Below are 21,254 nucleotides of genomic sequence, written 5' to 3' on the forward strand. Positions count from 1 at the left end.
AAAGGCTGCCCCGATGACCCCGAAAACGACCCTGATGCGTCAGGAAATCGAAGAGATTCCTGTTGCTGTCGAGCGATTACTCAGCAATGGCGGAGATGCCCTGAGCACAGCGACGGACGTCGCCCGGAACGGCGGGCTGAAGTTCATGATTTCGGCGGCGCGTGGCTCTTCGGACCACGCCTGCACATTTCTGAAATACGCAAGCGAACTGCTTCTTGGTTTGCCCATGGCATCCGTCGGCCCATCAGTCGCGTCCGTGTATGGCGCCGACCTGCATGTGGCCGGGGCGCTTTGCCTTTCTGTTTCACAATCAGGAAAAAGCCCGGATATCGTGCAGCTTACGAAAAGTGCCCGAAAGGCCGGGGCCAGCACGGTGGCAATCACAAATGATCCGTCGTCGCCCCTTGCACTGGCGGCTGAGGCGGCTTTGCCGCTGCACGCGGGTCCTGAGCTTAGTGTAGCGGCGACAAAGACATTCGTGACCTCGCTGGTTGCCGGGCTTTGGCTGCTGGCGGAACTGAAAGGCGACAAAGATCTTCTGGCTGCGCTGCGTGACCTGCCCAAGCACCTTGATGCCGCCACGCGGTGTGACTGGAGCAAAGCGGCGGCTGTCGTCACCCAAAGCTCGCTTTATACGCTTGGCCGCGGACCAAGCGTAGCAATCTCGAACGAGGCTGCGCTGAAATTCAAAGAAACCTGCCAGATCCATGCCGAAAGCTATTCCTCGGCCGAGGTGCTGCACGGCCCGGTCTCGATCGTGGAAGGCGGATTCCCGGTTATTGCCTTTGCCGCCAATGATCCGGCTGAGCCGCTGTTGGCCGAGGTTGCCGACACGCTCGCGGCCAAAGGAGCACAGGTATTTGCCACCAGCGCAATGGTCACAAAGGCCGAGGTGCTGCCTCATGTCCGCACGGATCACTGGCTGACGGACCCGGTGGCGGCTATCGTGTCCTTTTATTCAATGGTCGAGCAGGTCGCGGTACAGCGCGGGATCAACCCGGATGCGCCACGTCACCTGCGAAAAGTGACGGAAACGGTATGAGCGGCCAGGCGATCACCTACCACGGCGGGCTTGTTTACGACGGCACCAGATTGCACGACGGTGCCGCGCTGCGGCTGGAGTCGGGCCGCATAGCTGACATAGGCGTTGACGTGAAGACAGACGCTGGCAAGCTTGTCGACCTGCAAGGCGATATACTGGCGCCCGGTTATGTTGACCTGCAAGTGAATGGCGGCGGCGGAGTGATGTTCAACGCCGCCCCGTCTGTCGAAACACTGGCACGCATCGCCAAGGCGCACCGGACGCTTGGGGCGACCTCGATCCTTCCCACCCTGATCACGGATACCGCAGCCAAGACCCGCGCCGCCATCGAAGCGGTCAAGGCCGCGATTTCTGCGGGTGTTCCGGGGATCGCTGGCCTGCATCTGGAAGGGCCGCATCTTTCGGTGGCTCGGAAAGGTGCCCATGATGCAGCCCTGATCCGCCCCATGGATGACGAGGACCTGACGACGCTTGTCGCGGCTGCGCATGCCCTGCCCGCATTGATGCTGACGGTTGCGCCAGAAAACGTGTCAATTGCGCAGGTGAAAGCGCTGGTCTCAGCAGGCGCCGTTGTTTCGCTGGGCCACAGTGATGCGGATTTTGATACCTGCTTGTCCTATGCCGAAGCCGGTGCGTCCTGCGTCACGCATCTGTTCAACGCAATGAGCCAATTTGGCAATCGATCTCCCGGGCTTGTCGGGGCGGTTCTGACCTCGGGTCGATTAAACGCCGGACTGATCGCAGACGGTATTCATGTTCACCCTGAAGCCATGCGCACAGCCTGGGCCGCCAAGCGGGGCCCAGGCCGGATATTTCTGGTCAGCGATGCGATGGCACCGGCTGGCACAGACCAGCGCATGTTCGAACTGGAAGGCCGCCGCATTTCCCGCAAAGACGGCCGTTTGACACTGTCTGATGGCACTTTAGCGGGGGCTGATTTGGACTTGACCACAGCACTGCGTGTCCTGACCACGCAGGCAGAAGTGCCGTTGGAAGACGCATTGGCTGCCGCAACTCGCATACCCGCCGAAGTGACAGGATTATCCGACGCGGGGCGGTTAACCATAGGAGAGCAATGCCCGCTGATCCGCATTGCCAGAGATCTGAGCAATGTAGCCGTGCTGGTTTGACCCAGCAATCCAAACGTTTTTTGCGTTGCTCAGAACCAGTGTCATAAGACCTGCGCTGACAAATGCCCGAGTTTCTGCAACCAGTAGCCAATTCACTGAACGGGAACGGATTTCAGATAAGCAGCAATGGCCAATCGGTCTTCATCGCTTAGTTTCGAGGTGTTCTCGATGACTTCGACCATTTCGCCTCCGGCGCTGTCATAATCCGGTGTGAAACCGGATTTCAGATATTCAGCGATGTCAGCCTCGGACCAGTCAAGCTGGGCGGTGGTCAGACCGGGGATGCGCCCCTTGCCATTCGGATTTGGCGCTCCGGTCAGCCAGAGATCCCGCTTCAACCCTCCCAGTCCGTTTCGCGGTGAATGGCATTCCGCGCAGTGCCCCAAAGCTTCCACCAGATACCGCCCCCGGATTTGCGGGTCGGTCAAATCACCTTCAATCACCCAGCCCGAGCCTGAAAACAGAAATTTCCACAACCCCAGCCCGCGCCGGATATTGAAAGGGAAACCAACGTCATGCGGGATACTTGCCGCATCAGATGCAGGCAGGGTGTTCAAAAACGCATGAAGCGCCGCGACGTCCTCGACCGTCATCTTGGCATAAGAGGTATAGGGAAAGGCCGGGTAATAATGTTGTCCCTTTGGTCCTGTTCCGTGTTTCAGGGCATTGGCCAGATCCAGCACGGACCATGATCCAATTCCGGTGTCTGGATCACTGGAGATGTTTGGAGCTACAAACGTACCGAAATCCGTTTCAAACCGGCGCCCGCCTGCTAGAACAAGCTTTCCTTCCTCGCTGGCATCCGGGGCCGAGTGGCACGAGGCGCATCCTGCTGAATAGAAGACAGACGCCCCTCTGGTCACGTCGGGGGTCAGACCGGCCAACCGGGCTGGATCAACCCTTTGCGGTCGGGTCAGCAGCAAACCGGCCAACCCGACCAAAAGCATGACTAGAACGGCGAAAAGTAGAATGCGCCGCACTGATCAATACTCCTTTAATTTTCCGGTGCTCTGTATGCTTTGTGACAGGCCGAGCAGGCTCCGCCAAGTTGGCCCATCGCCCCTTTCAGAGCTTCAACATCCTGACCTGCCGCAGCCTGCATCGCAACAGCGGCATCGGCCAGTGCCTGCCCTTTGGCCCCGACATCTGCGAAGTTTTCCCAAATAGCGGGCAAGGCGCGGGTTGACGGGTCTGACACATTATCCGATCCGGCTGGCCACATCGCGGACTGGTCGATCTGCGACACAACGACAATATTATTTGCGGCTCGCGTAGCCGCTTCGGCATCATATTCTGCCTCTCCCTTGGCCATGGCGCCCAGCGTGCCAAGGTTGAAAGCGTAAAGCTGCATAATCGAAGTCCGCGCTTTTACAGCCGGGTTTTCACTATCCTGAGCAATTGCAGTTCCAACTACGGCCAAGGACAAAAGACCTGCCGCAAAGATCGAAGACTTCTTAATCATGGTGTGGCTCCCTGTTTAATGTGCCATATGATAGCTTGAACGATTTTTCTTGTAATTGTTTGTTATTCGGCCTCACCTGTTCATTTATGAACAACGACAATTGGGACGATATTCGGTATGCCCTCGCCGTCAGCAAACACGGCTCGTTGAATGCGGCGGCGACAGCCCTGGGCGTTGCACATGCAACCGTCCTGCGCAGAGTTGCCGCCTTCGAACACCGATATGGCTGTGTTGTTTTTCGGAAAGACCCGTCAGGGTATTCAGTACTTCCCGAAGCCAGAACAATTCTGTCCGCCATGGAAAGCGTTGAAGACGCCGTGCTTTCGGTAGAACGCGCCGTTGTGGGCGCAAATCGTTCGCCAGCGGGTCATGTGCGTATCGCGTCCACGGACAGCCTTTGCCAGTTTGTCCTGCCGCAGGTACTAAACTCAATTTCCGCCCTCTATCCGAGCCTCGAACTGACGATCCTCAGCGGTAACAGTCACCATGATCTGACCAGGTTAACTGCGGATATAGTTGTCCGCCCTTCGGTTCAACTTGGTGAAGGGTTGACCGGAGAGCGCGCAGGAACGTTGCACTTTGGGGTTTATAGTGACGGTACCCGTGACCAAAAATGGATTCGGCTTGATGGGGCTCTCAGCCGTTCACTCCCGGCCAAATGGTTGGCTGAACATGTTCGCGCCGATGACATGACAAACGGAGCAGACAGTTTTCTGGTGCTTCAGCAGATGGTTGCATCCGGTGTGGGGCGAGCTTTCTTACCTGCTTTTATTGGCGACGCTGATCCCCGGCTTCACAGGTTGAACGACATTGATCCCGGAATCGAGGTTCCACTTTGGGTCGCGACGCTAGAGGAAATCGCACACACGCCAAGATTTGCGGTCGTGCAACGGGCTCTGGTTGAACACCTGCCGCATGCACTGGCTGGGTGACATCACAATTATAGTGGTGGAAAGCCCCAGAGATAATGTGCCGTCCGGGCCATTCATCATTTACAAATAAAAACATTCATCTTAATGATTATGTATGAGCAGAGACCCACATTTCTCCCGGCGCACCTTCCTGTCTCAGGGCGCATGTCTGGCGCTCTGCCTGCGACCCAGCTTTGCGATTGCGGAAATGACACTTGGCCAATCGGCAAGGATTTCGACTTTGTCAGATGGGTATCTGTCGTTGCCGCCCGAAATGGTCTTTGGCGCAATGCCCGAGGCAGAGCTGACAGAACTTCTGAACCGCTATCAGGTAGATCTGACCAGATACGAGCCCGAGTGCAACATTGTGCTCTACCGCGATGACCAGAATACCATACTGTTCGATGTTGGAGCCGGGCCCGACTTCATGCAAACCGCTGGCAAACTTCCGGAAACTTTGGACGCCGTCGGGTTGTCTCCGGATGAGGTCACGCAGGTGATCTTCACCCATGCACATCCAGATCACATCTGGGGTGTGCTGGACGACTTCGGAGATCCCCTCTTTCCCAATGCCAGATTTCATCTTGGCCGCACGGAATGGGACTATTGGTGGAACCCCGCAACCGTGGAAAAGATAGGGGCCGACCGCACGGCCTTCGCGGTGGGCGCAAAGCGGCGCATGGAAGCCATCGAAGGCATGGTTGCGTTTTTTGATGATGGGCAGGAAATCCTTCCCGGTATCGCAGCACGCGCTAGTTTCGGGCACACGCCCGGACATATGTCCTTCGAGATTCGCAAAGGCAGTGACGCGGTGATGGTCGTGGGCGATGCGCTCGGCAATCCGCACGTCGCGTTCGAGCGTCCGGATTGGCGCAGCGGTACGGATCAGGACCCCGACGCCGCGGCAAGTGCACGGAAATCGCTGCTGGATCAGATTTCTCATGCCCAAATGAATATTATTGGATTCCATCTGCCAAATGGCGGATTTGGCCGTGTCGAAAAGGCCGGTTCGACCTATCGATTTATTGGAGAGCCTGCATGATGCGCGCTTTGTTGATTGCCTGTACCCTGGCCACACAAACCTGGGCCAGTGAGGATATTGCTGACCAGTACCCGCAGAGCGTTCTTTACTCGAAACCTGTCGAGTTTATTCCCGGCGTCTTTTCCGCCATCGGTGCAACCGCACCCCCAACCTATGAGAATTCGGGCCACAACAACAACCTCAGCTTCATCGTGACCGGAGAGGGCGTTGTCGTCATCAACGGTGGCGCGGCTTATGCGCTTGCCGAAGCGCTTCACAAAGAGATCCAAGCGATCACGGATCAACCCGTGAAGCTTGTCTTTAACGAAAACGGTCAGGGGCACGCCATGCTGGGGAACGCCTACTGGTCGGAACTTGGAGTGCCCATCGTCGCTCATTCAGATGCGGCGGCTGAGTTCGAAGAATATGGGCCGCAAATCCTTGAAGGGATGCAGGCATATAACAAGGACAAGGCAAAAGGAACTTTTCTGGCCGGTCCGACAGAAACGTTTGACGATGAATACATCGTCGAACTCGGCGATTTTCGCATCGAGGCCAAACATCTTGGACCTGCGCACAGCCCCGGCGACATTTCGATCTGGTTGCCCAATCAAAGCCTTGTCATCGCGGGTGACATGGCATTTCACGAACGTATGCTGCCGATCTTTCAGGACACCTACACCGCAGATTGGCTTGAGACCTGGGACAATGAGTTCGAGGCACTGGAAGCCACATATGTGATCCCCGGGCACGGTCATCCTACGAACATGGATCAGGTGCGCCGGTATACACGTGATTATCTGGTCTACCTGCGCGCAAAGATACTGGAACATATGGATGCAGGCGGGGATCTGGCCGAGGCCTATTACGTCAACCAAACCCCTTATGCCCATTTGGACACGTTCGAGGAACTGGCCACAAAAAACGCCGGTCGTGTCTACGAACAGATGGAATTCGAATAAGTCAGGACCGCCGAAGAACGAGCATTCGCATCATCATCCGATGGGTGGCGACGGCCCCGACCCACATCGAGAAGACGGCAAGCCACGCAGTTAGCGACAAGGACGATCCCCCGGACAATCCGGCACCAACGGCGCAGCCACCTGCCAACATTGCACCAAATCCCATCAAGACGGCCCCCACAAGGTAGCGCTCCATCGGAGTATCCGGGCCAAATTGTTCGATCTTCCACTCGCCGGAAAGAATGGCAGAAACAGCGGCGCCAATTGCAACGCCCGGAACCAGACCAATGCCAAAGGACAGGGCAATGTTCCGCTCAGCCACCAGCGCCATCAATGTGTCCGTTGCCGGGCCGGTGAACGTGACCGAAGACACCGGCACGACGTCGAAGGAGGCTTGTGCAATCGCAAATGTCATCAACCAGCCAAGCGCCACAGCGACACCAACTCCGGCTGCCATGACAATCTTTGTCATTGTAACCTGCTGGCGCGCTGCAAACACGACGGCCAGAACAAATGTCCCTGCGGCAAAGGCGGTGTATGCGATCGGCGAAAACCCAAGTAGTGCCGAAAGGTCGCGCGCGTTGCCACCTGCGATCGTCCAAAGACCGGACAGCGCCTCGCGCGCGGGGCTGAGCACACCTGTGTAAGCCGCTTGCGCGACCAACGTCAGAACCAGCCCCGTCACCATAGCCCTCAGGTTGCCGCATGAGGCCAACACCAACAGGCGCGACGCGCATCCGCGCGCCAAAATCATTCCGACGCCAAACATCAAACCGCCGATCACCGCGCCACTCAGGCTGCCTGTCGACGCAATTGACCGCGCCTCGGACAAATCCAGCCATTCAATCGAGACGAACCCCTGTACCAGCGTCAGCGCCGACGTGAACGCGACCAGCCAGACGGCCAGACGGGGGCCAAGCTCGCCCTCGGCGACTTCAACAGTGGATGCCCGCAAACAGAATTGAGATTTCTGAGCGGTGACTCCGAACAGGATGCCAACAAGCAAACCGGCGGCAGCCAATGTGCCCGAATCTCCCAGCAGATCGATGAGGCGTTCCATAGACAAAACTCTCACCTCTTTACGTGTCCGTCTTTGCCTTCCGTCAAGTTCTCACTGTGCGGCCATCGGTTTGCGCGCAAGCTGGCACTGTGTCCACAACGCACCCAATGCCTCGACCAACAGGGTTACGTCTTCTGACGAATGTACAGGTGACGGTGTGATCCGAAGACGTTCGGTGCCTTTCGGGACAGTGGGATAGTTTATCGGCTGGATATAAATCCCATAGTCGCGCATCAAAACATCCGAGATGAAGCGGCACTTGACCGGATCACCGACCATAACCGGGATAATATGGCTTGGGTTGGGCGTGTGCGGGATGCCCAAAGCGTCCAGCCTGCTCCGAACCTCGCTTACGCGTTGCTGATGCAGGCACCTCTCCTCATTGCTATGCTTGAGGTGCCAGACGGATGCTGCGGCGCCGGCGGCGACGGCCGGGGGCAATGCTGTGGTAAAGATAAATCCGCTGGCAAAGGAACGGACAAAGTCGACAAGTTCCTTTGACGCCGCGATGTATCCACCAACCACGCCGAACGCTTTGCCCAACGTGCCTTCGATAACCGTCAGGCGTTCCATCAACCCTTCACGTTCAGCGATGCCGCCACCGCGCGGCCCATACAGCCCGACGGCATGAACCTCGTCCAGATAGGTCATCGCGCCGTACCGATCCGCCAGATCGCAGATTTCGGCAATCGGCGCGATATCGCCATCCATCGAATACACACTTTCAAACGCGATCAGTTTTGGTGCGTTGGATGGCAGGTCCATGAGATGTCGTTCAAGGTCCTTCAAATCGTTATGCTTCCAGACCCGCTTTGCGCAACGACTGTGACGGATACCCTCGATCATCGACGCGTGGTTCAATTCGTCGGACAGAACCGTGATACCGGGAATTCGCGAAGCCAGAGTTCCCAAAGCAGCCCAATTTGAAACATACCCGGACGTGAATAGCAGCGCTGCTTCCTTGCCATGCAGATCCGCAAGCTCCTGCTCAAGCAGAACATGTTCATGCGTGGTCCCCGAAATATTCCGAGTCCCGCCAGCCCCTGCGCCACAGGTGTCGATCGCGCGGTGCATGGCCGCCAGAACCTTTGGATGCTGACCCATTCCCAAATAATCGTTCGAGCACCAGACTGTGACTTTCTCAGGTCCGTTTTCTGCATGGTTGTGTGCAGTTGGAAATTCTCCGCAATGACGCTCAAGCTCGGCGAAGACCCGGTAATTTCCTTCGGCCTGCAATTGCCCTAGCTGATCACGAAAAAACTGTTGGTAGTTCATGTCAGTTTCCAACGGCTTCTTCTACGATACCGGCCAACAGGGCTTCGACTTTCTCCATCGGTCCGTCAGGATAGCTTCGGTAGCCCACTTTGACACCGCCTTCGTCCTCGGCCACGAAGATCCCGTAGGGGCAATAGCCGATATTCATCGGGTCGGCCTCCATCACCTCGCGCGAGAGCTTTGCGGAACAAAAGATAAATATTTCAGCGGCTGTGAAGATCTGCTTGTCGCTGCCGACATCCGCCCCCGTCCGGTTCAGCATGTCACCAACATGGCTCACATAATCGATAACCAGCCCCTGCCCAACAATTGCTGATTCAACGGCAAAGGTGGCGTCATCAAAGCTGCCGTCAAAGGGGACGGCAATGACCTCCCCTGCAAAAACCGGGTTTGCTAATGCAACCGAAAAAGCGGCTGATGCGATAAAGTGTTTCATGATGATGTTCCTCCTCCTGAACCACATTTCTTCAGATTTCACCGCCAAGGCTTTGACACCGGTCAAAGCCTTGGCGTTTCTTAACCGAACATGTCCGATGTGATACCGGCATACCAACCCAGCGACTCTTGGTAGGTTGCTTTTCTCAGGTCGGAGTCTTCGCCTGTCTGGCTGATAAAGCCGTCCACCTTGGCAATCTTTTCTGGCGTTGCTTCATAAGTCGCACCAACCTTGACCCCGTCATCCGTATCAATGAGCGACCAGCACGTGTTCGAAAACTTGGCCGGGAATATCTTTGATCCGGTCAATGCACCGCGAACGGCATTGGCGCAGACTTTCGCCTGGCTGTTGGCCGAAAAACCGGATTTCGGCATATCGCCTTGCTGGCTGGCATCACCAAGAACATAGATGTCAGGGTCAGCTTTCGATGACATGTCCGCCGCGTTCACCGGTGCCCAGTTGCCATCGGTCACACCGGCCATTTCCGAAATACGCCCGGCTTTCATGGCCGGGATCACGTTGCAGACATCGACCTTGGTTTCTTCACCATCGATGGTCACCGTCATGGCATCCGGATTGACCGAGACATTGCCGCCGCCAAAATCCTCTCCGATCCAGTCGATCATGCCTTCGTAGTGGTCGGCCCAACCTTCCTGGAACAAAGACATCTTGGAGAATTTGTTTTTCGGATCAGCAATGATGATTTTCGCTGTCGGATTGTTCGCCTTCAGCACATGCGCAACCATCGAAACCCGCTCATAAGGTCCGGGGGGGCAACGGTACGGGTTCGGCGGCGCGACCATCGCAAAGGTTCCACCCTCGGGCATCGCCAGAACCTGCGCCTTCAACAGCTCGGTTTGAGAGCCCGCCTTATACGCATGCGGCATCTTGTTCTGTGCAGTCACATCCCACCCCTCGACCGCGCCATCGACAAAGTCGATACCCGGGCTCAGGATCAGTTTGTTATATGGAATAGATCCGCCACCCGCTAACGAGACGGTTTTGGCGTCGCGGTCGACACCGACGGCCCAATCGTGAACCACGTTGATACCGTATTTTGCGGCAAGCGTGCCATAGCTGTGCGCAATGTCCGAAAGCTCCTGAAACCCGCCCAGATACAGGTTCGAGAAAAAACAAGTGTAATATGTTTTGGACGGCTCGATCAGGGTGACGTCAATCTCGCCCTTGCTGTCTTTGGCAATATAGCGCGCGGCGGTTGCGCCGCCTGCCCCGCCCCCGACGACCACGACACGGGGCTTTCCCTGCGCCAGCACCATCGGGGCCGACAGCCCGGCGGCAAGTACCCCTGCGGTTCCCAGAAATGTCCGTCTGTTGAGTGTCATCGCGTTTCCTCCCCTTGGGCATTGTCACTGTGGGTTGTTGAAGTAAGCGGCCAATGCCGCGATCTCATCGCTGCTCAGGCGGCCCGCGATCATCTGCATGACGGGATGGGGCCGCTGCTTGTCCTTGTAGGCGTGCATGGCGACAACGAAATCCTGGTCGGGCCAGTAAACGATCGAGGGAATCCCATCATCGCCTCCCTCTATCTGGTGGCATGTCGTGCATTCGCTGCTCAGATATTCGCCGTATTCTGGATCACCCTGTATCGCGAGGATTTCGGGGTTTACGGAATGGTCCGTTCTCTTTGCCGTTGGGTCGGCTTCGGGGATGTCCTGCGGGTTGTCGGAAAAAACACGCAAATAGGCAATTACATTGGCCCGATCTTCCGGGTTCTCGAGCCCACGAAAGCTCATTCTGGTGCCGGATGCGAAGGCGCGGGGGTTTTCAATGTAAGCAGACAATGTGTCGGCGTGCCATTCCAGCCCCGAAGTACCTGCACGGATCAGGCTTTTGGAATAGGTGAACTCCACTAGCCCGGCAGCCCGGCGGCCAAATACACCATTCAGGTGCGGACCGATCCTGTTTTCAGCACCGGCGCCGACCTGATGACATTCTTTGCATTGGGCAAACACAAGTTTGCCGGCTACAGCATCGCCCAAGTCTTCGGTCGCGGTGGCGGCAGTTGTCAGGATACTCGCAGCAAACATGAAACCTGTTGCCCACCGCCGCCACATGATCAGCTTCCGAACGACTTCAGGTAAACGATGACCGCGTCGATTTCATCCTGTTTCTTCAGCCCGGCAAAGGACATACGTGTCCCCTTCATGTAGGCTTTAGGCTTGGCCAGAAACGCGGCCATCTCTTCATCCGTCCAGATCAAGCCATCCTCGGCGGCAGCTTTCATGGCCTTGGAGTACTTAAAGCCTTCGACGGCGGCCGCATTGGCACCGGCAACGCCGTTCAATGCCGGACCCGTGCGATGCTTGGCCCCTTCGCCGACCTGATGGCATGACTTGCACTTCTTGAAAACTTTTTCGCCATTTTCGATCATTTCGGGATCAAGTGCCGCTGTGTCGTCAGCGGTTTCTTCGACCTCGACGGGTGCTTCCTCGGAAACAGATGCCGGGTCCGCGCTTTCAGCCCCGGCTTCGTCAGGCGTTACATCCAGAACGGCGGCGCGCATGGTGATTTCCACGCCTTCTTTGCAATCCGTCATGCATGGCTCATCCGTCCAGAAATGCGCCTCGGCCGTTTCGCGGTCATCCACGATGAAACCCCCGGCATTCGGCATTTCCACTTCAAGGAAATTTTCGTGCGACAGCGTGAACTCATCATCAACGATGTCGTTGGAATACAGGATATAGGCGACAATCGCGTAAACATCGTCAGGCTCCAGCGATTGTGCGTCTCCAAACGGCATCGAACGGTTCACATAGTCCCATACCGTCGAAAGGTGCGGCCAGAAGGAGCCCACTGTTTTCAGCGGGTCCTTATCCGCAAGCGTGCCCTCGCCGCCCGCCAGTTTCGGCCAATTGCCCACACCTTCTGCAAAATCGCCATGACAGATCGCGCACCGTTCGGCAAAGACCTCTTCACCGGTGAACACGTCGCCGGACCCTTCGGGCAATCCGGTTCCGTCAGGTGCAACGTCGTGGTCCCATGCTGCGATTTCTTCGGGCAACGCAGGGCGCCCAAGTCCAAGCTTGTCTGCATGGGCTGGAACCGCCACGCACAACCCAAGGGCCGAGGCGGCCAATAGCTTACGATACTTCGACATTTTCCGCCTCTCCGTTTTCCTTGATCCACCAGGTCTGGATACAATTGTTGTGGTAGATCGAGTTCTCACCACGCACGTCGCGCAGCTGAGCTTTGCTGGGTTGGACGTAACCGGTCGAATCCTTGGCGCGGGCCTGCAACAGCATCTCTGTACCGTCCCAGTTATGGTCCAAGTAAAACCGGGTCAGCGCCTTGTCTGTTCCGGGGGCCGCCAGACGGGCCGCAGCCCAGTTCTTGCCACCATCCACCGACACATCGACGCCGGTAATCGAGCCCCGCCCGGACCAGGCCAACCCGGTGATCACCAACGGCCCCGGCCCATGCGTGATCGGCGCTTGCGGGCTGGGCGAGGTGACGACCGATTTGGCGTCCATTACCCATGTCCATTTGCGTGATGTTCCGTCTTCGAGTGTATCCGTATACTTGGATGTCTCTTCGCGACTTTCGATAGCAATCTCGGTGACCTCGACGCGGCGCAGCCACTTAACCCACATGTTGCCTTCCCAGCCGGGAACGACCAGCCTGACCGGATAGCCGTGTTCTTTGCGCAATGCCTCACCATTGGCTTTGAACGCAACAAGTACGTCGTCCATTGCCTTTTCCAGTGGGATTGAGCGGCCGTTCGAGGAAGCATCCGCGCCTTCGACGTAAACCCATTTGCCTTCGGTCTTTACCCCCGCTTCTTCCAGGAGGGTACGCAGCGGCACACCGGAGTATTCCATGTTGTGGATCATTCCGTGCGTGAACTGCGCGCCGTTGAGCTGCGCACCGGCCCATTCCATACCGGTATTGGCAGCGCATTCGCAGAAATAGATACGGTTTTCACGCGGGAAACGTTCCAGATCTTCATATGTGAAGATCAGCGGAGTTTCGACCAGACCGTTGATCATCAGACGGTAGTCCGCCTTGCTCAGCTCGATCGCACCCGAATGGTGCCGCTCGAACGCGCATCCCTGCGGGGTGATCGTACCGTCCAGCGCGTGGATCGGCGTGAAATTGATCGAACTGATCGTGTCTGCGGTCAACCAATCGACATTGCGCCGTACAACATCACTCTCGAATTGGATTGGCAGGCCGTAGGGGGTTGCATCCACGCCTTCGCCCGTTGACTGTGCCCATTCCTGAACCTGCGTGATCAGCGGGTCAGGGCCTGCGGCGCGCGCCGCTGAGGCTCCGACCGCACCTACGCCAACCGCGGCGGCACCGCTTAGAAACTGGCGACGCGATGGGGCTTTTCCCCTTGGGTTCTCGCTCATCTTGTTTGCCTCCGTCATTCGATCAGCAAATCTTGTATTCAATGTTTGAAGTTCGGTTCGCGCTGTCAGGCTCCGATCACCTCGACCGATGTATTCGGTTCGACAGTTACGGTACCCTGGCTGCGAATGTGGTTTTCGACGACATCCCAGATGGGCGGGCCTTCGGTGCCTTCGTTGACGCTGGCCCAACCGGCCACAACATAGGATTTCGCCGGATCAATCGCCTCACCAGTCTTGAGCAGGGTCATGTCGCTGATCCGCTGCCCTTGCGGTTTGGTCACATCGATACGGTATCCAAGTCCGCCGACACGCACCATGTCGCCACCCTGCTGGTAATAGGGATCGGGGTTGAACAGGTTGTCGCCAACATCCTCGAGGATCACGTGAATGAACTCACCCGTCATTTCCGTGCGATACGCATTCGGATAAGACATCGAGGTGACGTTCCAGATATCCTCGCGCGTGATCTCGTGACCGGGCAGGATCGACGGTCCCCAGCGCACACCCGGCGACATGGCAATATCCGCCTCGCGCTCGCTGATCAGTGCGTCACAGATCAGATCGTCCCACGTGCCATTGAAGTTTCCGCGGCGATACAGCAGCGAGTCCGTCTTGCCAATCACTTCGCTTAGCGCCGCATCATATGGTGAACGCTGTTCGTTGATCAGGGCCGTGATTGCCGGATCAGGCGCGATGACGTCTGAAAAGATCGGGATCAGCTTGTGCTTCAACCCCATCATCTGGCCATCCCGCACGTCCAGATCAACGCGGCTGACGAACTTGCCGTTCGAGCCGGACGCGATGATATGCGTCTTTTCGACCAGAACCGGTTCAGGCAATGCGTCATGGGTGTGACCGCTCAGGATTACGTCAATCCCCTGAACACGGCTCGCCATCTTCTTATCCACGTCAAAGCCGTTATGGCTGAGGACAACGACCACATCGGAACCGGCGTCGCGCACCTCGTCCACCATGGCCTGCATGTTCTCATCCCGGATCCCGAACGAGTATTCCGGGAACATCCAACTGGGGTTGGCAATTGGCATATACGGGAAAGCCTGTCCGATAACGGCAACTTTGGCCCCGCCGCGCTCGAAGAACTTGTAGGGCCTGAAAAGTTCCGCAGGTTCATCCCATTCCGCGTCAAAGATATTCTGACCTAGCGCCGCAAAGGGCAAACCTTCGACGATCTCGTTGACCCGCTCGCTGCCCAACGTGAACTCCCAATGGAATGTCATCGCATCGGGCTTGAGTGCATTCATCACGTTGACCATGTCCTGACCCGCCGTCTGATAGCAGGTATACGAGCCATGCCAGGTGTCGCCCCCATCCAGCAACAGCGCATCTGGCCGGTCGGCACGGATGGCGTTGATAACAGTCGAGACCCGGTCAAGCCCTCCGACGCGGCCATACGTTTTTGCCAATGCAGCAAAGTCATTGTAGGTAAGCGCATAGGCGGACGGGCTGCCATCTTCGATCCCATAAGCCTTGCGAAACGCGGCCCCCGTCACATGCGGCATTTGCCCGCGCGCGTCTCCGATGCCCAGATTGACCTCGGGCTCGCGGAAGTAGATCGGTTTAAGCTGCGCGTGGATATCGGTGATATGAATCAGGCTGATATTTCCGAAGGTCTCAAATTCCAGCAACTGGTCCTGGCTCAGGCTTTGCTGGGCCGCCAGCCTTGCCCAGTTCCCTAAACCGGATGCCCCATATAGCGCTGAGGCCGCCATGGAGACCTGTAGAAAATCACGTCGCGATATCATCTGTCGGCTTTCCTGTTTCACATATAAATGTGTGAATGTAGTAGAAATGAAAAACCCGCGCCCGACAATCCCGGCGCGGGTTCTTTGTTACTGGCGTACCGACGGCGTTTCGACCGAAAGCCCATTGCCGCGCGATGCTACATAAAGCTCCAGTGCGCGGAATTCGTCCGAGCCTTCTGCAAAGGTTTCAGCGCGTGTATCGCGAATACAGCCGCGGAAGCGATTGTGGCGCGAGATCAGCTTGGCCTGTTTCAGACGATAGGTCGGGAAACCGTTGACCATCCCCTGGCTCAGATGGTCGGCCCGGATCATGTTGCCCCAGTTGTCTTCGTGACAGTTGGCGCAGCTCAACTCCAGCTGACCATATCGTGTGTAGTACATTTCCTTGCCCTGCTCCCAATACGGGGCCGCATCACCATCAATGGCGACATTCATGGGCAATCCACGCGATTGCAGAGCGATCAATGCCACCACACCCTGCATATCCGCACCCGACCACTTCCACGCGTCCGCTTCCATGCGTTCCGTGCGGCACTTGTTGATCAGGTCTTCCATTACCACCAGCTTGCCGGTTTCCGCATCGACCTTGGGCATAGATGCCTGCAACCCCTCAAAGCTTTCCACGTCACTGTGGCAGGACGCGCAGCTTTTGCCAGCCGCCCCATCGACAGTCTGGTACAGGTCCGAGGCCTGATCGACAAATACCATCGCCGGGTTGTCGAAATCGTCGATCTGCAAAGCCTGGGTTTCATCGGTCCTGAAATGCCACCCCGAGTAAATCGTATCGAAGTTCTCGACATGGGCCGGGGCTTCGGTCACCGAAACCATTTCCAATTCTTCGTTGATCACCAACTTGTCTTCGTCAGGTCCGGCGGCCACTGATACTGGGAATGCCAGAACTGCCGCGATCGCCGTGAGTGCTTTTTTATTCATTGCGTTCCTCCCTTGGGTGATCAGCGCAGGTTTCGCCACCGGCGCTGATCTGCCAGTGCGGTCGAGCCGTCAGGCGATCTCGATCGAGTTTTTTGTGTCGTAAACAGAACCGTCATCGTCATACCACGTGAAGACGAATTCCCCGGCTTCGGGCACGGTTGCATCGAATTGAAAGTACGGGTTTGTCGAAATCGCTGGTTCCATGGCCACGTCTATCACGAGTTGGCCGTTAAACTCGCAGGTGAATCGGTTGATGATCGACCGCGGGATAACGTTGCCTTCCTTGTCCTTTCGCTGACCGCTTTCCATATTGTGGCTAATCAGCGTTTTGATCGTGACTGCTTCGCCAGCAGCGGCTGTTTTTGGAACCTTGACGCGGGGTTTTACACCGGATGCCATTGGTTGTTCTCCTGTTCTTCAGGGCGCGCGGCGATCAGCCGCCGCAGCCGCCAATTGTCACTTTTACGGTTGCCGAGGCCTTGGCAAAGCTGCCATCAGCCATTTTGGCCACAGCAATGACATCCTGCGTTCCGGCAAGTCGAATACGGGTCGAAGCCGCCTGTGCAGCAGCCAGCGGGCCAAAGTTGAACGTGGCAACGCCGGGCTCGGGGTTTCCGGCTGCTACGATCAGGATTGCAGCCGCACCCGGCGCGCTGACTTCGATCGGAACGGTGTTTCCGTTCTCGGCAATTTCCGGCGCCGTCAGTGTCACACCGCCGTCGGCCATGTCTGCACCGCCAGTAAACGCAGCTATCGCGTCTTCCGCAGCCGCATTTGCGCGGAACGGCATCAGGGTCAGGACCGCAGCGCCCAGACCGAGAGCCAGAGTCTCGCGACGAGAAAGTTCCATTTTCAATCTCCTTTGGATCCTCACGAATTCACGCCTGAAAGCGTGATTATTGTTCTTTAAGGGTTGCGAGGAACGCGACGACGTCCTCGATTTCCTGTGCAGTCAGGATTGACGTCAAAGGCCCTGACGGGGCTTTGCCCGTATAGGCGTCGCCCGGGCGGATATAGCCGTCATCCTTGTAGAAAGCCGGCATGACCGTTCCGTCAAACGTCATCTTGGCATTTGCGACCAGTCCTCGAAGCTCCGCCTCGGACCACCGATCCCCGGCCCCATCCAGCAGCGGACCGACTTCGCCATGGAACGGAATATCCGCCAAGGCCGTGACCTGGTGACAGGCCACACAGTTGCCCTTGGATTTCTCGCCCACGATGATCGCACCGTTTGCCGCATCGCCATCGACGCCGGTCAATGAAGCCTCGATCGCACCATAATCGTCGAACTGTACGTCTTTTGGTCCTGTTTCTGCCGCGATGGCGGCACTGCCTGTTATGATACAAGCCAAAGTCAAGTGTCTCAGCTTCATGATCCCTCCCATTTGCTACCGCGCCGATGGCGCTTTGCGACCCAAAGCCTCTGTGTACCGTAGTCGACGGGCAGGGTTCATCGCAACATTAAATTCATCTTAATGAATTTTTTTATTTATATTGCGCCGCATCAATCTTGCGAAACATTGTTTCGCTCTTGAATGCGGCGCGCATGATACCGTTGAAAATCTTCCCCATTATCAAGCTCGTACCGTTTTTCATTGACCCAGGTAAAAAGATCGAGGGTCGTTCCCTTCGAGAACGCCCCGGGCATGACCGCAACGGCCGCTTCGATTGCTGTGGCATCCTCTGATACGTCCTCCGGTAAGAAAACCAATGTAGGGGTGAACAGAATCCCCCATTTGCGCATCAGTGATCTTTGCTCGGCTTCTTCTCCGTCAAAATCGGTGGCCAAGGTGCTTCCGTGTAAGTCCAGCTGAACGACAAAGAAGTTTTCTTCGATATACGAAGACAGGTCGGGTTGGGGGAAAACCTCTTCATGCATTTTTTTGCAGTAGATGCAGCCCTGTTGTTCAATGAACAGAACCAGCCGCTTACCTTCCCCCCTCGCCTCTTCAAGGTCTTCACGAAGGTCTTTGAACGTGTCTCGCATCCACGGCGTTTTATGCAGACCGTCATCCCCCAGTTCAGCTGCGGAAACCGCCCCTGCAAACAGCCCTGTAATCAAGAACAGTATTACCCGTGTCATGGTGTCCTCCCGAATTAGCCGATGGCCGCCAGCCAAGGCATGTGATCCAGCATCCATTGTGCGATTAGATTTATGGAATTGGTCGCGATCAGGACGCCAAAAAGAATCAGCAAGACACCCATCGCCTTTTCAATGATTCCCAGATGTTTCCGGAAGCGCGCCATCCATTGCATGAAGGGTCGAACCAAAAAGGCTGCCAGAACAAACGGCGCCGTCATGCCAACCCCATAGACAAACAAAAGCGCGGCACCGCGCCAGGCGGTCTCGGTTCCGGCCGCCGTGAACAGGATCGCCGCCAGAACCGGCCCGACGCAAGGCGTCCAGCCAAAGGCAAAAGCCAGCCCCAGAACATATGCCCCGATCACGCTTACATTTGTCGTCTCACCGATGTCTGCGCGAAACTGTCGATACAGGAAGCCGATGCGGAAAAGACCCAGAAAATGCAGGCCCATCGCGATGATGATGAGCGCAGCGATCCATCGCAGAATGTCGAAATACGCGCGTACCATCTGACCGAAGATCGACGCCGTGGCCCCAAGCGCCATGAAGACCGTTATGATCCCAGCGGCAAAAGCTATCGCTGACAGGGTCGCCCGGCGGCGAACATCCGGGGTGATCGTCGAACCGGCCGAAATCTGCTCCATCCCGACGCCCGCCAGATAGCTGAGGTAGAACGGGACTATGGGCAGAATGCAGGGGGACAGGAAAGACAAAAGCCCCGCAATCAGAGCCCCTGCAAACGTGATGTCGAGCATGGTCAAATCCGTCCTGACAGGCTATTATTCATACATTCAAAATAATAAAGATATATCACCTCGGTCAATCGGAGCTTTTGATGCGTCACGCAATTCAAACATTGTTCGTCATCACATTGTTGATCTGGCCTGCTGCGTCGCGGGCTGAAATGGTGTTGCTGATGGCGGAAGAAGACGGGTGCATGTGGTGCGCCCGCTGGGACGCCGAAATTTCCGAAATCTACCCGCTGACAGCGGAAGGTAAAGCTGCCCCATTGCAACGAACGGACATCCACGCATCCACGCCCGAATGGATTACCCTGGATCGGCCCCTTTTCTATACGCCGACCTTTGTATTGTTGGAGGACGGTCATGAAATCGGCCGGATCGAGGGTTATCCTGGCGAAGACTTTTTCTGGGGGCTATTGGGTGTTTTACTACGTGACGCCGGAGTAATGATCGAGAGCTCTGGTTAAATCCCCAGGATTTACATATACTGTTTTGAATACGTGAAGCCACGAAAGCGAGAGGATCTTGTTGGACAAACAGTCGAAACTGCCCGTGTTCACCAAGGACATGTGCGACGAGGACTTGGACAGGATGATGGATAACGCCCAGACGGCGTCCAATTTCCTCAAGGCGATCAGCCATGAGGGGCGGCTGATGATTCTGTGTTATTTGTCATCTGGCGAGAAATCCGTCACGCAGATGGAGGAAATGCTGTCGGCCAGACAGGCTGCCGTTTCCCAACAGTTGTCCCGCCTGCGCTTTGAAGGGCTGGTCAAGACACGACGCGAAGGCAAAACGATCTACTACAGATTGGCGGACGACCGGTCGACTCAGATTCTGGAAGTCGTCTACAATCTTTTCTGTCGGGACAAGTAGAAGCCCGAGAGAAACACCGCCAGCTTTGGGAGGAGACTGGCCATGTTCGAACTTCTGGGAGACGCCAATACAGTTGCGCTGGTCGGTCTGGTCGGCGGCATTGTACTTGGGCTTGCCGCGCGCATTGGGCGGTTCTGCACCTTGGGTGCGATTGAAGATTATCTTTATGCAAATGACGACCGGCGCCTGCGTATGTGGGCCGTCGCGATTGGTGTTGCGATCGTCGGCAGCCATTTGGGCATGGCGTTAGGGTGGATTGATCCACTCAGCACGACCTATATTGCGCAGACGTGGAATCCGATCGGATCGGTCATTGGCGGAATGATGTTCGGATATGGCATGGCCATCAGCGGAAACTGTGGCTATGGCGCGCTCGCGCGCCTTGGCGGCGGTGACCTTCGGTCATTCGTCATTGTCCTGATCGTGGGCCTTTCCGCATATGTGGTCATGTCCGGCCCTCTGGCCTATGTCAGGATCTGGCTTTTTCCCGAAGCCATGGATCTCGGTAATCCACAAAGCGTCAGCTTCCTTGCCGAACGGCTGACGTCGATACCTGCATGGGTTACAGGAACGCTTGTCGGCTCTGCCATAGTAGTGTTTGCCCTGACAAATGATCGTTTTCGTAAATCACCTGCGCAGGTTTTTTGGGGTGCGGCGGTCGGATTGGCAGTCGTTTCAGGCTGGCTTGGCACCAATTGGGTAGCCACACACGGGTTTGACGGTGAGACCTTGCAGACACACACGTTTGCCGCGCCTTTGGGTGATACCGTGTTCTATCTCATGACCGCCTCAGGCAACACGCTCTCGTTTGCGGTCGGTTCGGTTTCAGGGGTTCTGATTGGTGCTTTCCTGGGGTCATGGTCAAAAGGTCATTTCCGATGGGAAGCCTGCGAAGATCCACGTGAGCTTAAGCGGCAGATGTTGGGGGCGGCGATAATGGGGCCCGGGGCAATAATTGCGGTTGGATGCAGTGTCGGGCAAGGCATCTCCGCTTTTTCTCTGCTGGCCTATAGCGCGCCCATAACCTTTGCGGCGATCTTTGCCGGAGCAGCTCTTGGCCTGCGACAGCTTGTGTCAGGATTGTCTTTCATTCCCGAACGTTAAGCCCCACCACACGCTGCGGTTTCTTCGAACAGTCCCTGCGCAGGTTTTCGGTACACGCACCAAGCATCGAAAACCTGCAA

The 21,254-nt window shown here is 56.6% G+C and carries 24 protein-coding genes; 8 read left to right on the top strand and 16 right to left on the bottom strand.

What is annotated here, in order from left to right; all coding sequences use genetic code 11:
• Window positions 1–13 precede the first annotated feature (13 nt).
• The gene (locus tag ACR0BF_RS16935) at window positions 14–1,042 is read left to right on the top strand and encodes an SIS domain-containing protein (RefSeq protein ID WP_480520601.1); all 1,029 of its coding nucleotides are present in this window, start codon (window positions 14–16) and stop codon (window positions 1,040–1,042) included.
• Window positions 1,039–2,172 carry an N-acetylglucosamine-6-phosphate deacetylase gene (gene nagA / locus ACR0BF_RS16940; RefSeq protein WP_480625368.1) on the top strand — a complete coding sequence of 378 codons (1,134 nt, stop codon included), beginning with the start codon at window positions 1,039–1,041 and terminating at the stop codon, window positions 2,170–2,172. The genes ACR0BF_RS16935 and nagA overlap by 4 nt, the downstream gene beginning before the upstream one ends.
• 92 nt (window positions 2,173–2,264) lie before the next feature.
• Here the strand turns inward: nagA and ACR0BF_RS16945 are convergent, their stop codons facing one another.
• Window positions 2,265–3,152 (bottom strand): c-type cytochrome, encoded by an 888-nt coding sequence (locus ACR0BF_RS16945; protein ID WP_480625369.1) that lies wholly within the window; start codon window positions 3,150–3,152, stop codon window positions 2,265–2,267.
• 14 nt (window positions 3,153–3,166) lie between these two features.
• Window positions 3,167–3,634 carry a c-type cytochrome gene (locus ACR0BF_RS16950; protein WP_480478107.1) on the bottom strand — a complete coding sequence of 156 codons (468 nt, stop codon included), beginning with the start codon at window positions 3,632–3,634 and terminating at the stop codon, window positions 3,167–3,169.
• An 86-nt stretch (window positions 3,635–3,720) separates the two neighbouring features.
• Between ACR0BF_RS16950 and ACR0BF_RS16955 the strand changes: the two genes are divergently transcribed.
• From ACR0BF_RS16955 to ACR0BF_RS16965, 3 genes are all read left to right on the top strand, one after another.
• Entirely contained in the window at window positions 3,721–4,566 is an 846-nt protein-coding gene (locus ACR0BF_RS16955) for a LysR family transcriptional regulator (RefSeq protein ID WP_480520607.1), read from the top strand.
• Between the two features lie 94 nt (window positions 4,567–4,660).
• A complete protein-coding gene (locus ACR0BF_RS16960; protein ID WP_480607003.1) occupies window positions 4,661–5,587 on the top strand; it encodes an MBL fold metallo-hydrolase in 927 nt (308 codons plus the stop codon).
• A complete protein-coding gene (locus ACR0BF_RS16965) occupies window positions 5,584–6,528 on the top strand; it encodes an MBL fold metallo-hydrolase (protein WP_480607006.1) in 945 nt (314 codons plus the stop codon). Before ACR0BF_RS16960 ends, ACR0BF_RS16965 begins: the two co-directional genes overlap by 4 nt.
• 1 nt (window position 6,529) lies before the next feature.
• On the opposite strand, the gene ACR0BF_RS16970 is transcribed toward ACR0BF_RS16965, so the two are convergent.
• The 14 genes from ACR0BF_RS16970 to ACR0BF_RS17035 all read right to left on the bottom strand — a co-directional run bounded on the left by ACR0BF_RS16970 (window position 6,530) and on the right by ACR0BF_RS17035 (window position 19,206).
• A complete protein-coding gene (locus tag ACR0BF_RS16970; protein WP_480625370.1) occupies window positions 6,530–7,588 on the bottom strand; it encodes a YeeE/YedE family protein in 1,059 nt (352 codons plus the stop codon).
• Window positions 7,589–7,639: 51 nt separating this feature from the next.
• Window positions 7,640–8,863, bottom strand: coding sequence for a 5-aminolevulinate synthase (gene hemA, locus ACR0BF_RS16975; RefSeq protein WP_480625371.1), 1,224 nt, complete (start codon window positions 8,861–8,863; stop codon window positions 7,640–7,642).
• Window position 8,864: 1 nt separating this feature from the next.
• Window positions 8,865–9,299, bottom strand: coding sequence for a DUF302 domain-containing protein (locus ACR0BF_RS16980; RefSeq protein ID WP_480625372.1), 435 nt, complete (start codon window positions 9,297–9,299; stop codon window positions 8,865–8,867).
• An 80-nt stretch (window positions 9,300–9,379) separates the two neighbouring features.
• Window positions 9,380–10,642, bottom strand: coding sequence for an FCSD flavin-binding domain-containing protein (locus tag ACR0BF_RS16985; RefSeq protein WP_480520615.1), 1,263 nt, complete (start codon window positions 10,640–10,642; stop codon window positions 9,380–9,382).
• 24 nt (window positions 10,643–10,666) lie between these two features.
• Complete coding sequence (locus ACR0BF_RS16990) at window positions 10,667–11,347, bottom strand: c-type cytochrome (protein ID WP_480625373.1); 681 nt, start codon at window positions 11,345–11,347, stop codon at window positions 10,667–10,669.
• Between the two features lie 29 nt (window positions 11,348–11,376).
• Window positions 11,377–12,417, bottom strand: a complete 1,041-nt coding sequence (locus ACR0BF_RS16995) for a c-type cytochrome (RefSeq protein WP_480625374.1) — start codon at window positions 12,415–12,417, stop codon at window positions 11,377–11,379.
• Window positions 12,401–13,672, bottom strand: a complete 1,272-nt coding sequence (soxC, locus tag ACR0BF_RS17000; protein WP_480625375.1) for a sulfite dehydrogenase — start codon at window positions 13,670–13,672, stop codon at window positions 12,401–12,403. The genes ACR0BF_RS16995 and soxC overlap by 17 nt, the downstream gene beginning before the upstream one ends.
• Window positions 13,673–13,737: 65 nt before the next feature.
• Window positions 13,738–15,435, bottom strand: coding sequence for a thiosulfohydrolase SoxB (gene soxB, locus ACR0BF_RS17005; protein ID WP_480625376.1), 1,698 nt, complete (start codon window positions 15,433–15,435; stop codon window positions 13,738–13,740).
• An 87-nt stretch (window positions 15,436–15,522) separates the two neighbouring features.
• Complete coding sequence (soxA, locus tag ACR0BF_RS17010) at window positions 15,523–16,368, bottom strand: sulfur oxidation c-type cytochrome SoxA (protein ID WP_480495916.1); 846 nt, start codon at window positions 16,366–16,368, stop codon at window positions 15,523–15,525.
• Between the two features lie 69 nt (window positions 16,369–16,437).
• The gene (soxZ, locus tag ACR0BF_RS17015; RefSeq protein ID WP_480495914.1) at window positions 16,438–16,767 is read right to left on the bottom strand and encodes a thiosulfate oxidation carrier complex protein SoxZ; all 330 of its coding nucleotides are present in this window, start codon (window positions 16,765–16,767) and stop codon (window positions 16,438–16,440) included.
• Window positions 16,768–16,801: 34 nt separating this feature from the next.
• Window positions 16,802–17,218, bottom strand: a complete 417-nt coding sequence (gene soxY, locus ACR0BF_RS17020; protein WP_480520617.1) for a thiosulfate oxidation carrier protein SoxY — start codon at window positions 17,216–17,218, stop codon at window positions 16,802–16,804.
• Between the two features lie 46 nt (window positions 17,219–17,264).
• Complete coding sequence (gene soxX, locus ACR0BF_RS17025; RefSeq protein ID WP_480607028.1) at window positions 17,265–17,741, bottom strand: sulfur oxidation c-type cytochrome SoxX; 477 nt, start codon at window positions 17,739–17,741, stop codon at window positions 17,265–17,267.
• A gap of 131 nt (window positions 17,742–17,872) precedes the next feature.
• A complete protein-coding gene (locus ACR0BF_RS17030) occupies window positions 17,873–18,451 on the bottom strand; it encodes a thioredoxin family protein (RefSeq protein WP_480520688.1) in 579 nt (192 codons plus the stop codon).
• Window positions 18,452–18,465: 14 nt separating this feature from the next.
• The gene (locus tag ACR0BF_RS17035) at window positions 18,466–19,206 is read right to left on the bottom strand and encodes a cytochrome c biogenesis CcdA family protein (protein ID WP_480625377.1); all 741 of its coding nucleotides are present in this window, start codon (window positions 19,204–19,206) and stop codon (window positions 18,466–18,468) included.
• Between the two features lie 80 nt (window positions 19,207–19,286).
• Here ACR0BF_RS17035 and ACR0BF_RS17040 point away from each other — a divergent pair, with 80 nt between their 5' ends.
• The 3 genes from ACR0BF_RS17040 (at window position 19,287) to ACR0BF_RS17050 (ending at window position 21,174) form a co-directional block, all read left to right on the top strand.
• A complete protein-coding gene (locus ACR0BF_RS17040; RefSeq protein ID WP_480625378.1) occupies window positions 19,287–19,661 on the top strand; it encodes a hypothetical protein in 375 nt (124 codons plus the stop codon).
• Window positions 19,662–19,761: 100 nt separating this feature from the next.
• Complete coding sequence (locus tag ACR0BF_RS17045) at window positions 19,762–20,070, top strand: metalloregulator ArsR/SmtB family transcription factor (protein ID WP_480478211.1); 309 nt, start codon at window positions 19,762–19,764, stop codon at window positions 20,068–20,070.
• A gap of 42 nt (window positions 20,071–20,112) precedes the next feature.
• Window positions 20,113–21,174 (top strand): YeeE/YedE family protein, encoded by a 1,062-nt coding sequence (locus ACR0BF_RS17050; RefSeq protein ID WP_480625379.1) that lies wholly within the window; start codon window positions 20,113–20,115, stop codon window positions 21,172–21,174.
• Window positions 21,175–21,254: the final 80 nt, after the last annotated feature.

This window comes from Ruegeria sp. AG7 (assembly GCF_056541545.1).

What these genes read in the sequence shown, in the direction of transcription:
- ACR0BF_RS16935 (WP_480520601.1), top strand. Translation starts at nt 14, where the DNA reads ATGACCCCGAAAACGACCCTGATGCGTCAGGAAATCGAAGAGATTCCT.
- nagA (WP_480625368.1), top strand. Translation starts at nt 1,039, where the DNA reads ATGAGCGGCCAGGCGATCACCTACCACGGCGGGCTTGTTTACGACGGC.
- ACR0BF_RS16950 (WP_480478107.1), bottom strand. Translation starts at nt 3,634, where the DNA reads ATGATTAAGAAGTCTTCGATCTTTGCGGCAGGTCTTTTGTCCTTGGCC.
- ACR0BF_RS16955 (WP_480520607.1), top strand. Translation starts at nt 3,721, where the DNA reads ATGAACAACGACAATTGGGACGATATTCGGTATGCCCTCGCCGTCAGC.
- ACR0BF_RS16960 (WP_480607003.1), top strand. Translation starts at nt 4,661, where the DNA reads ATGAGCAGAGACCCACATTTCTCCCGGCGCACCTTCCTGTCTCAGGGC.
- ACR0BF_RS16965 (WP_480607006.1), top strand. Translation starts at nt 5,584, where the DNA reads ATGATGCGCGCTTTGTTGATTGCCTGTACCCTGGCCACACAAACCTGG.
- ACR0BF_RS16970 (WP_480625370.1), bottom strand. Translation starts at nt 7,588, where the DNA reads ATGGAACGCCTCATCGATCTGCTGGGAGATTCGGGCACATTGGCTGCC.
- hemA (WP_480625371.1), bottom strand. Translation starts at nt 8,863, where the DNA reads ATGAACTACCAACAGTTTTTTCGTGATCAGCTAGGGCAATTGCAGGCC.
- ACR0BF_RS16980 (WP_480625372.1), bottom strand. Translation starts at nt 9,299, where the DNA reads ATGAAACACTTTATCGCATCAGCCGCTTTTTCGGTTGCATTAGCAAAC.
- ACR0BF_RS16985 (WP_480520615.1), bottom strand. Translation starts at nt 10,642, where the DNA reads ATGACACTCAACAGACGGACATTTCTGGGAACCGCAGGGGTACTTGCC.
- ACR0BF_RS16990 (WP_480625373.1), bottom strand. Translation starts at nt 11,347, where the DNA reads ATGTTTGCTGCGAGTATCCTGACAACTGCCGCCACCGCGACCGAAGAC.
- ACR0BF_RS16995 (WP_480625374.1), bottom strand. Translation starts at nt 12,417, where the DNA reads ATGTCGAAGTATCGTAAGCTATTGGCCGCCTCGGCCCTTGGGTTGTGC.
- soxC (WP_480625375.1), bottom strand. Translation starts at nt 13,672, where the DNA reads ATGAGCGAGAACCCAAGGGGAAAAGCCCCATCGCGTCGCCAGTTTCTA.
- soxB (WP_480625376.1), bottom strand. Translation starts at nt 15,435, where the DNA reads ATGATATCGCGACGTGATTTTCTACAGGTCTCCATGGCGGCCTCAGCG.
- soxA (WP_480495916.1), bottom strand. Translation starts at nt 16,368, where the DNA reads ATGAATAAAAAAGCACTCACGGCGATCGCGGCAGTTCTGGCATTCCCA.
- soxZ (WP_480495914.1), bottom strand. Translation starts at nt 16,767, where the DNA reads ATGGCATCCGGTGTAAAACCCCGCGTCAAGGTTCCAAAAACAGCCGCT.
- soxY (WP_480520617.1), bottom strand. Translation starts at nt 17,218, where the DNA reads ATGGAACTTTCTCGTCGCGAGACTCTGGCTCTCGGTCTGGGCGCTGCG.
- soxX (WP_480607028.1), bottom strand. Translation starts at nt 17,741, where the DNA reads ATGAAGCTGAGACACTTGACTTTGGCTTGTATCATAACAGGCAGTGCC.
- ACR0BF_RS17030 (WP_480520688.1), bottom strand. Translation starts at nt 18,451, where the DNA reads ATGACACGGGTAATACTGTTCTTGATTACAGGGCTGTTTGCAGGGGCG.
- ACR0BF_RS17035 (WP_480625377.1), bottom strand. Translation starts at nt 19,206, where the DNA reads ATGCTCGACATCACGTTTGCAGGGGCTCTGATTGCGGGGCTTTTGTCT.
- ACR0BF_RS17040 (WP_480625378.1), top strand. Translation starts at nt 19,287, where the DNA reads ATGCGTCACGCAATTCAAACATTGTTCGTCATCACATTGTTGATCTGG.
- ACR0BF_RS17045 (WP_480478211.1), top strand. Translation starts at nt 19,762, where the DNA reads ATGTGCGACGAGGACTTGGACAGGATGATGGATAACGCCCAGACGGCG.
- ACR0BF_RS17050 (WP_480625379.1), top strand. Translation starts at nt 20,113, where the DNA reads ATGTTCGAACTTCTGGGAGACGCCAATACAGTTGCGCTGGTCGGTCTG.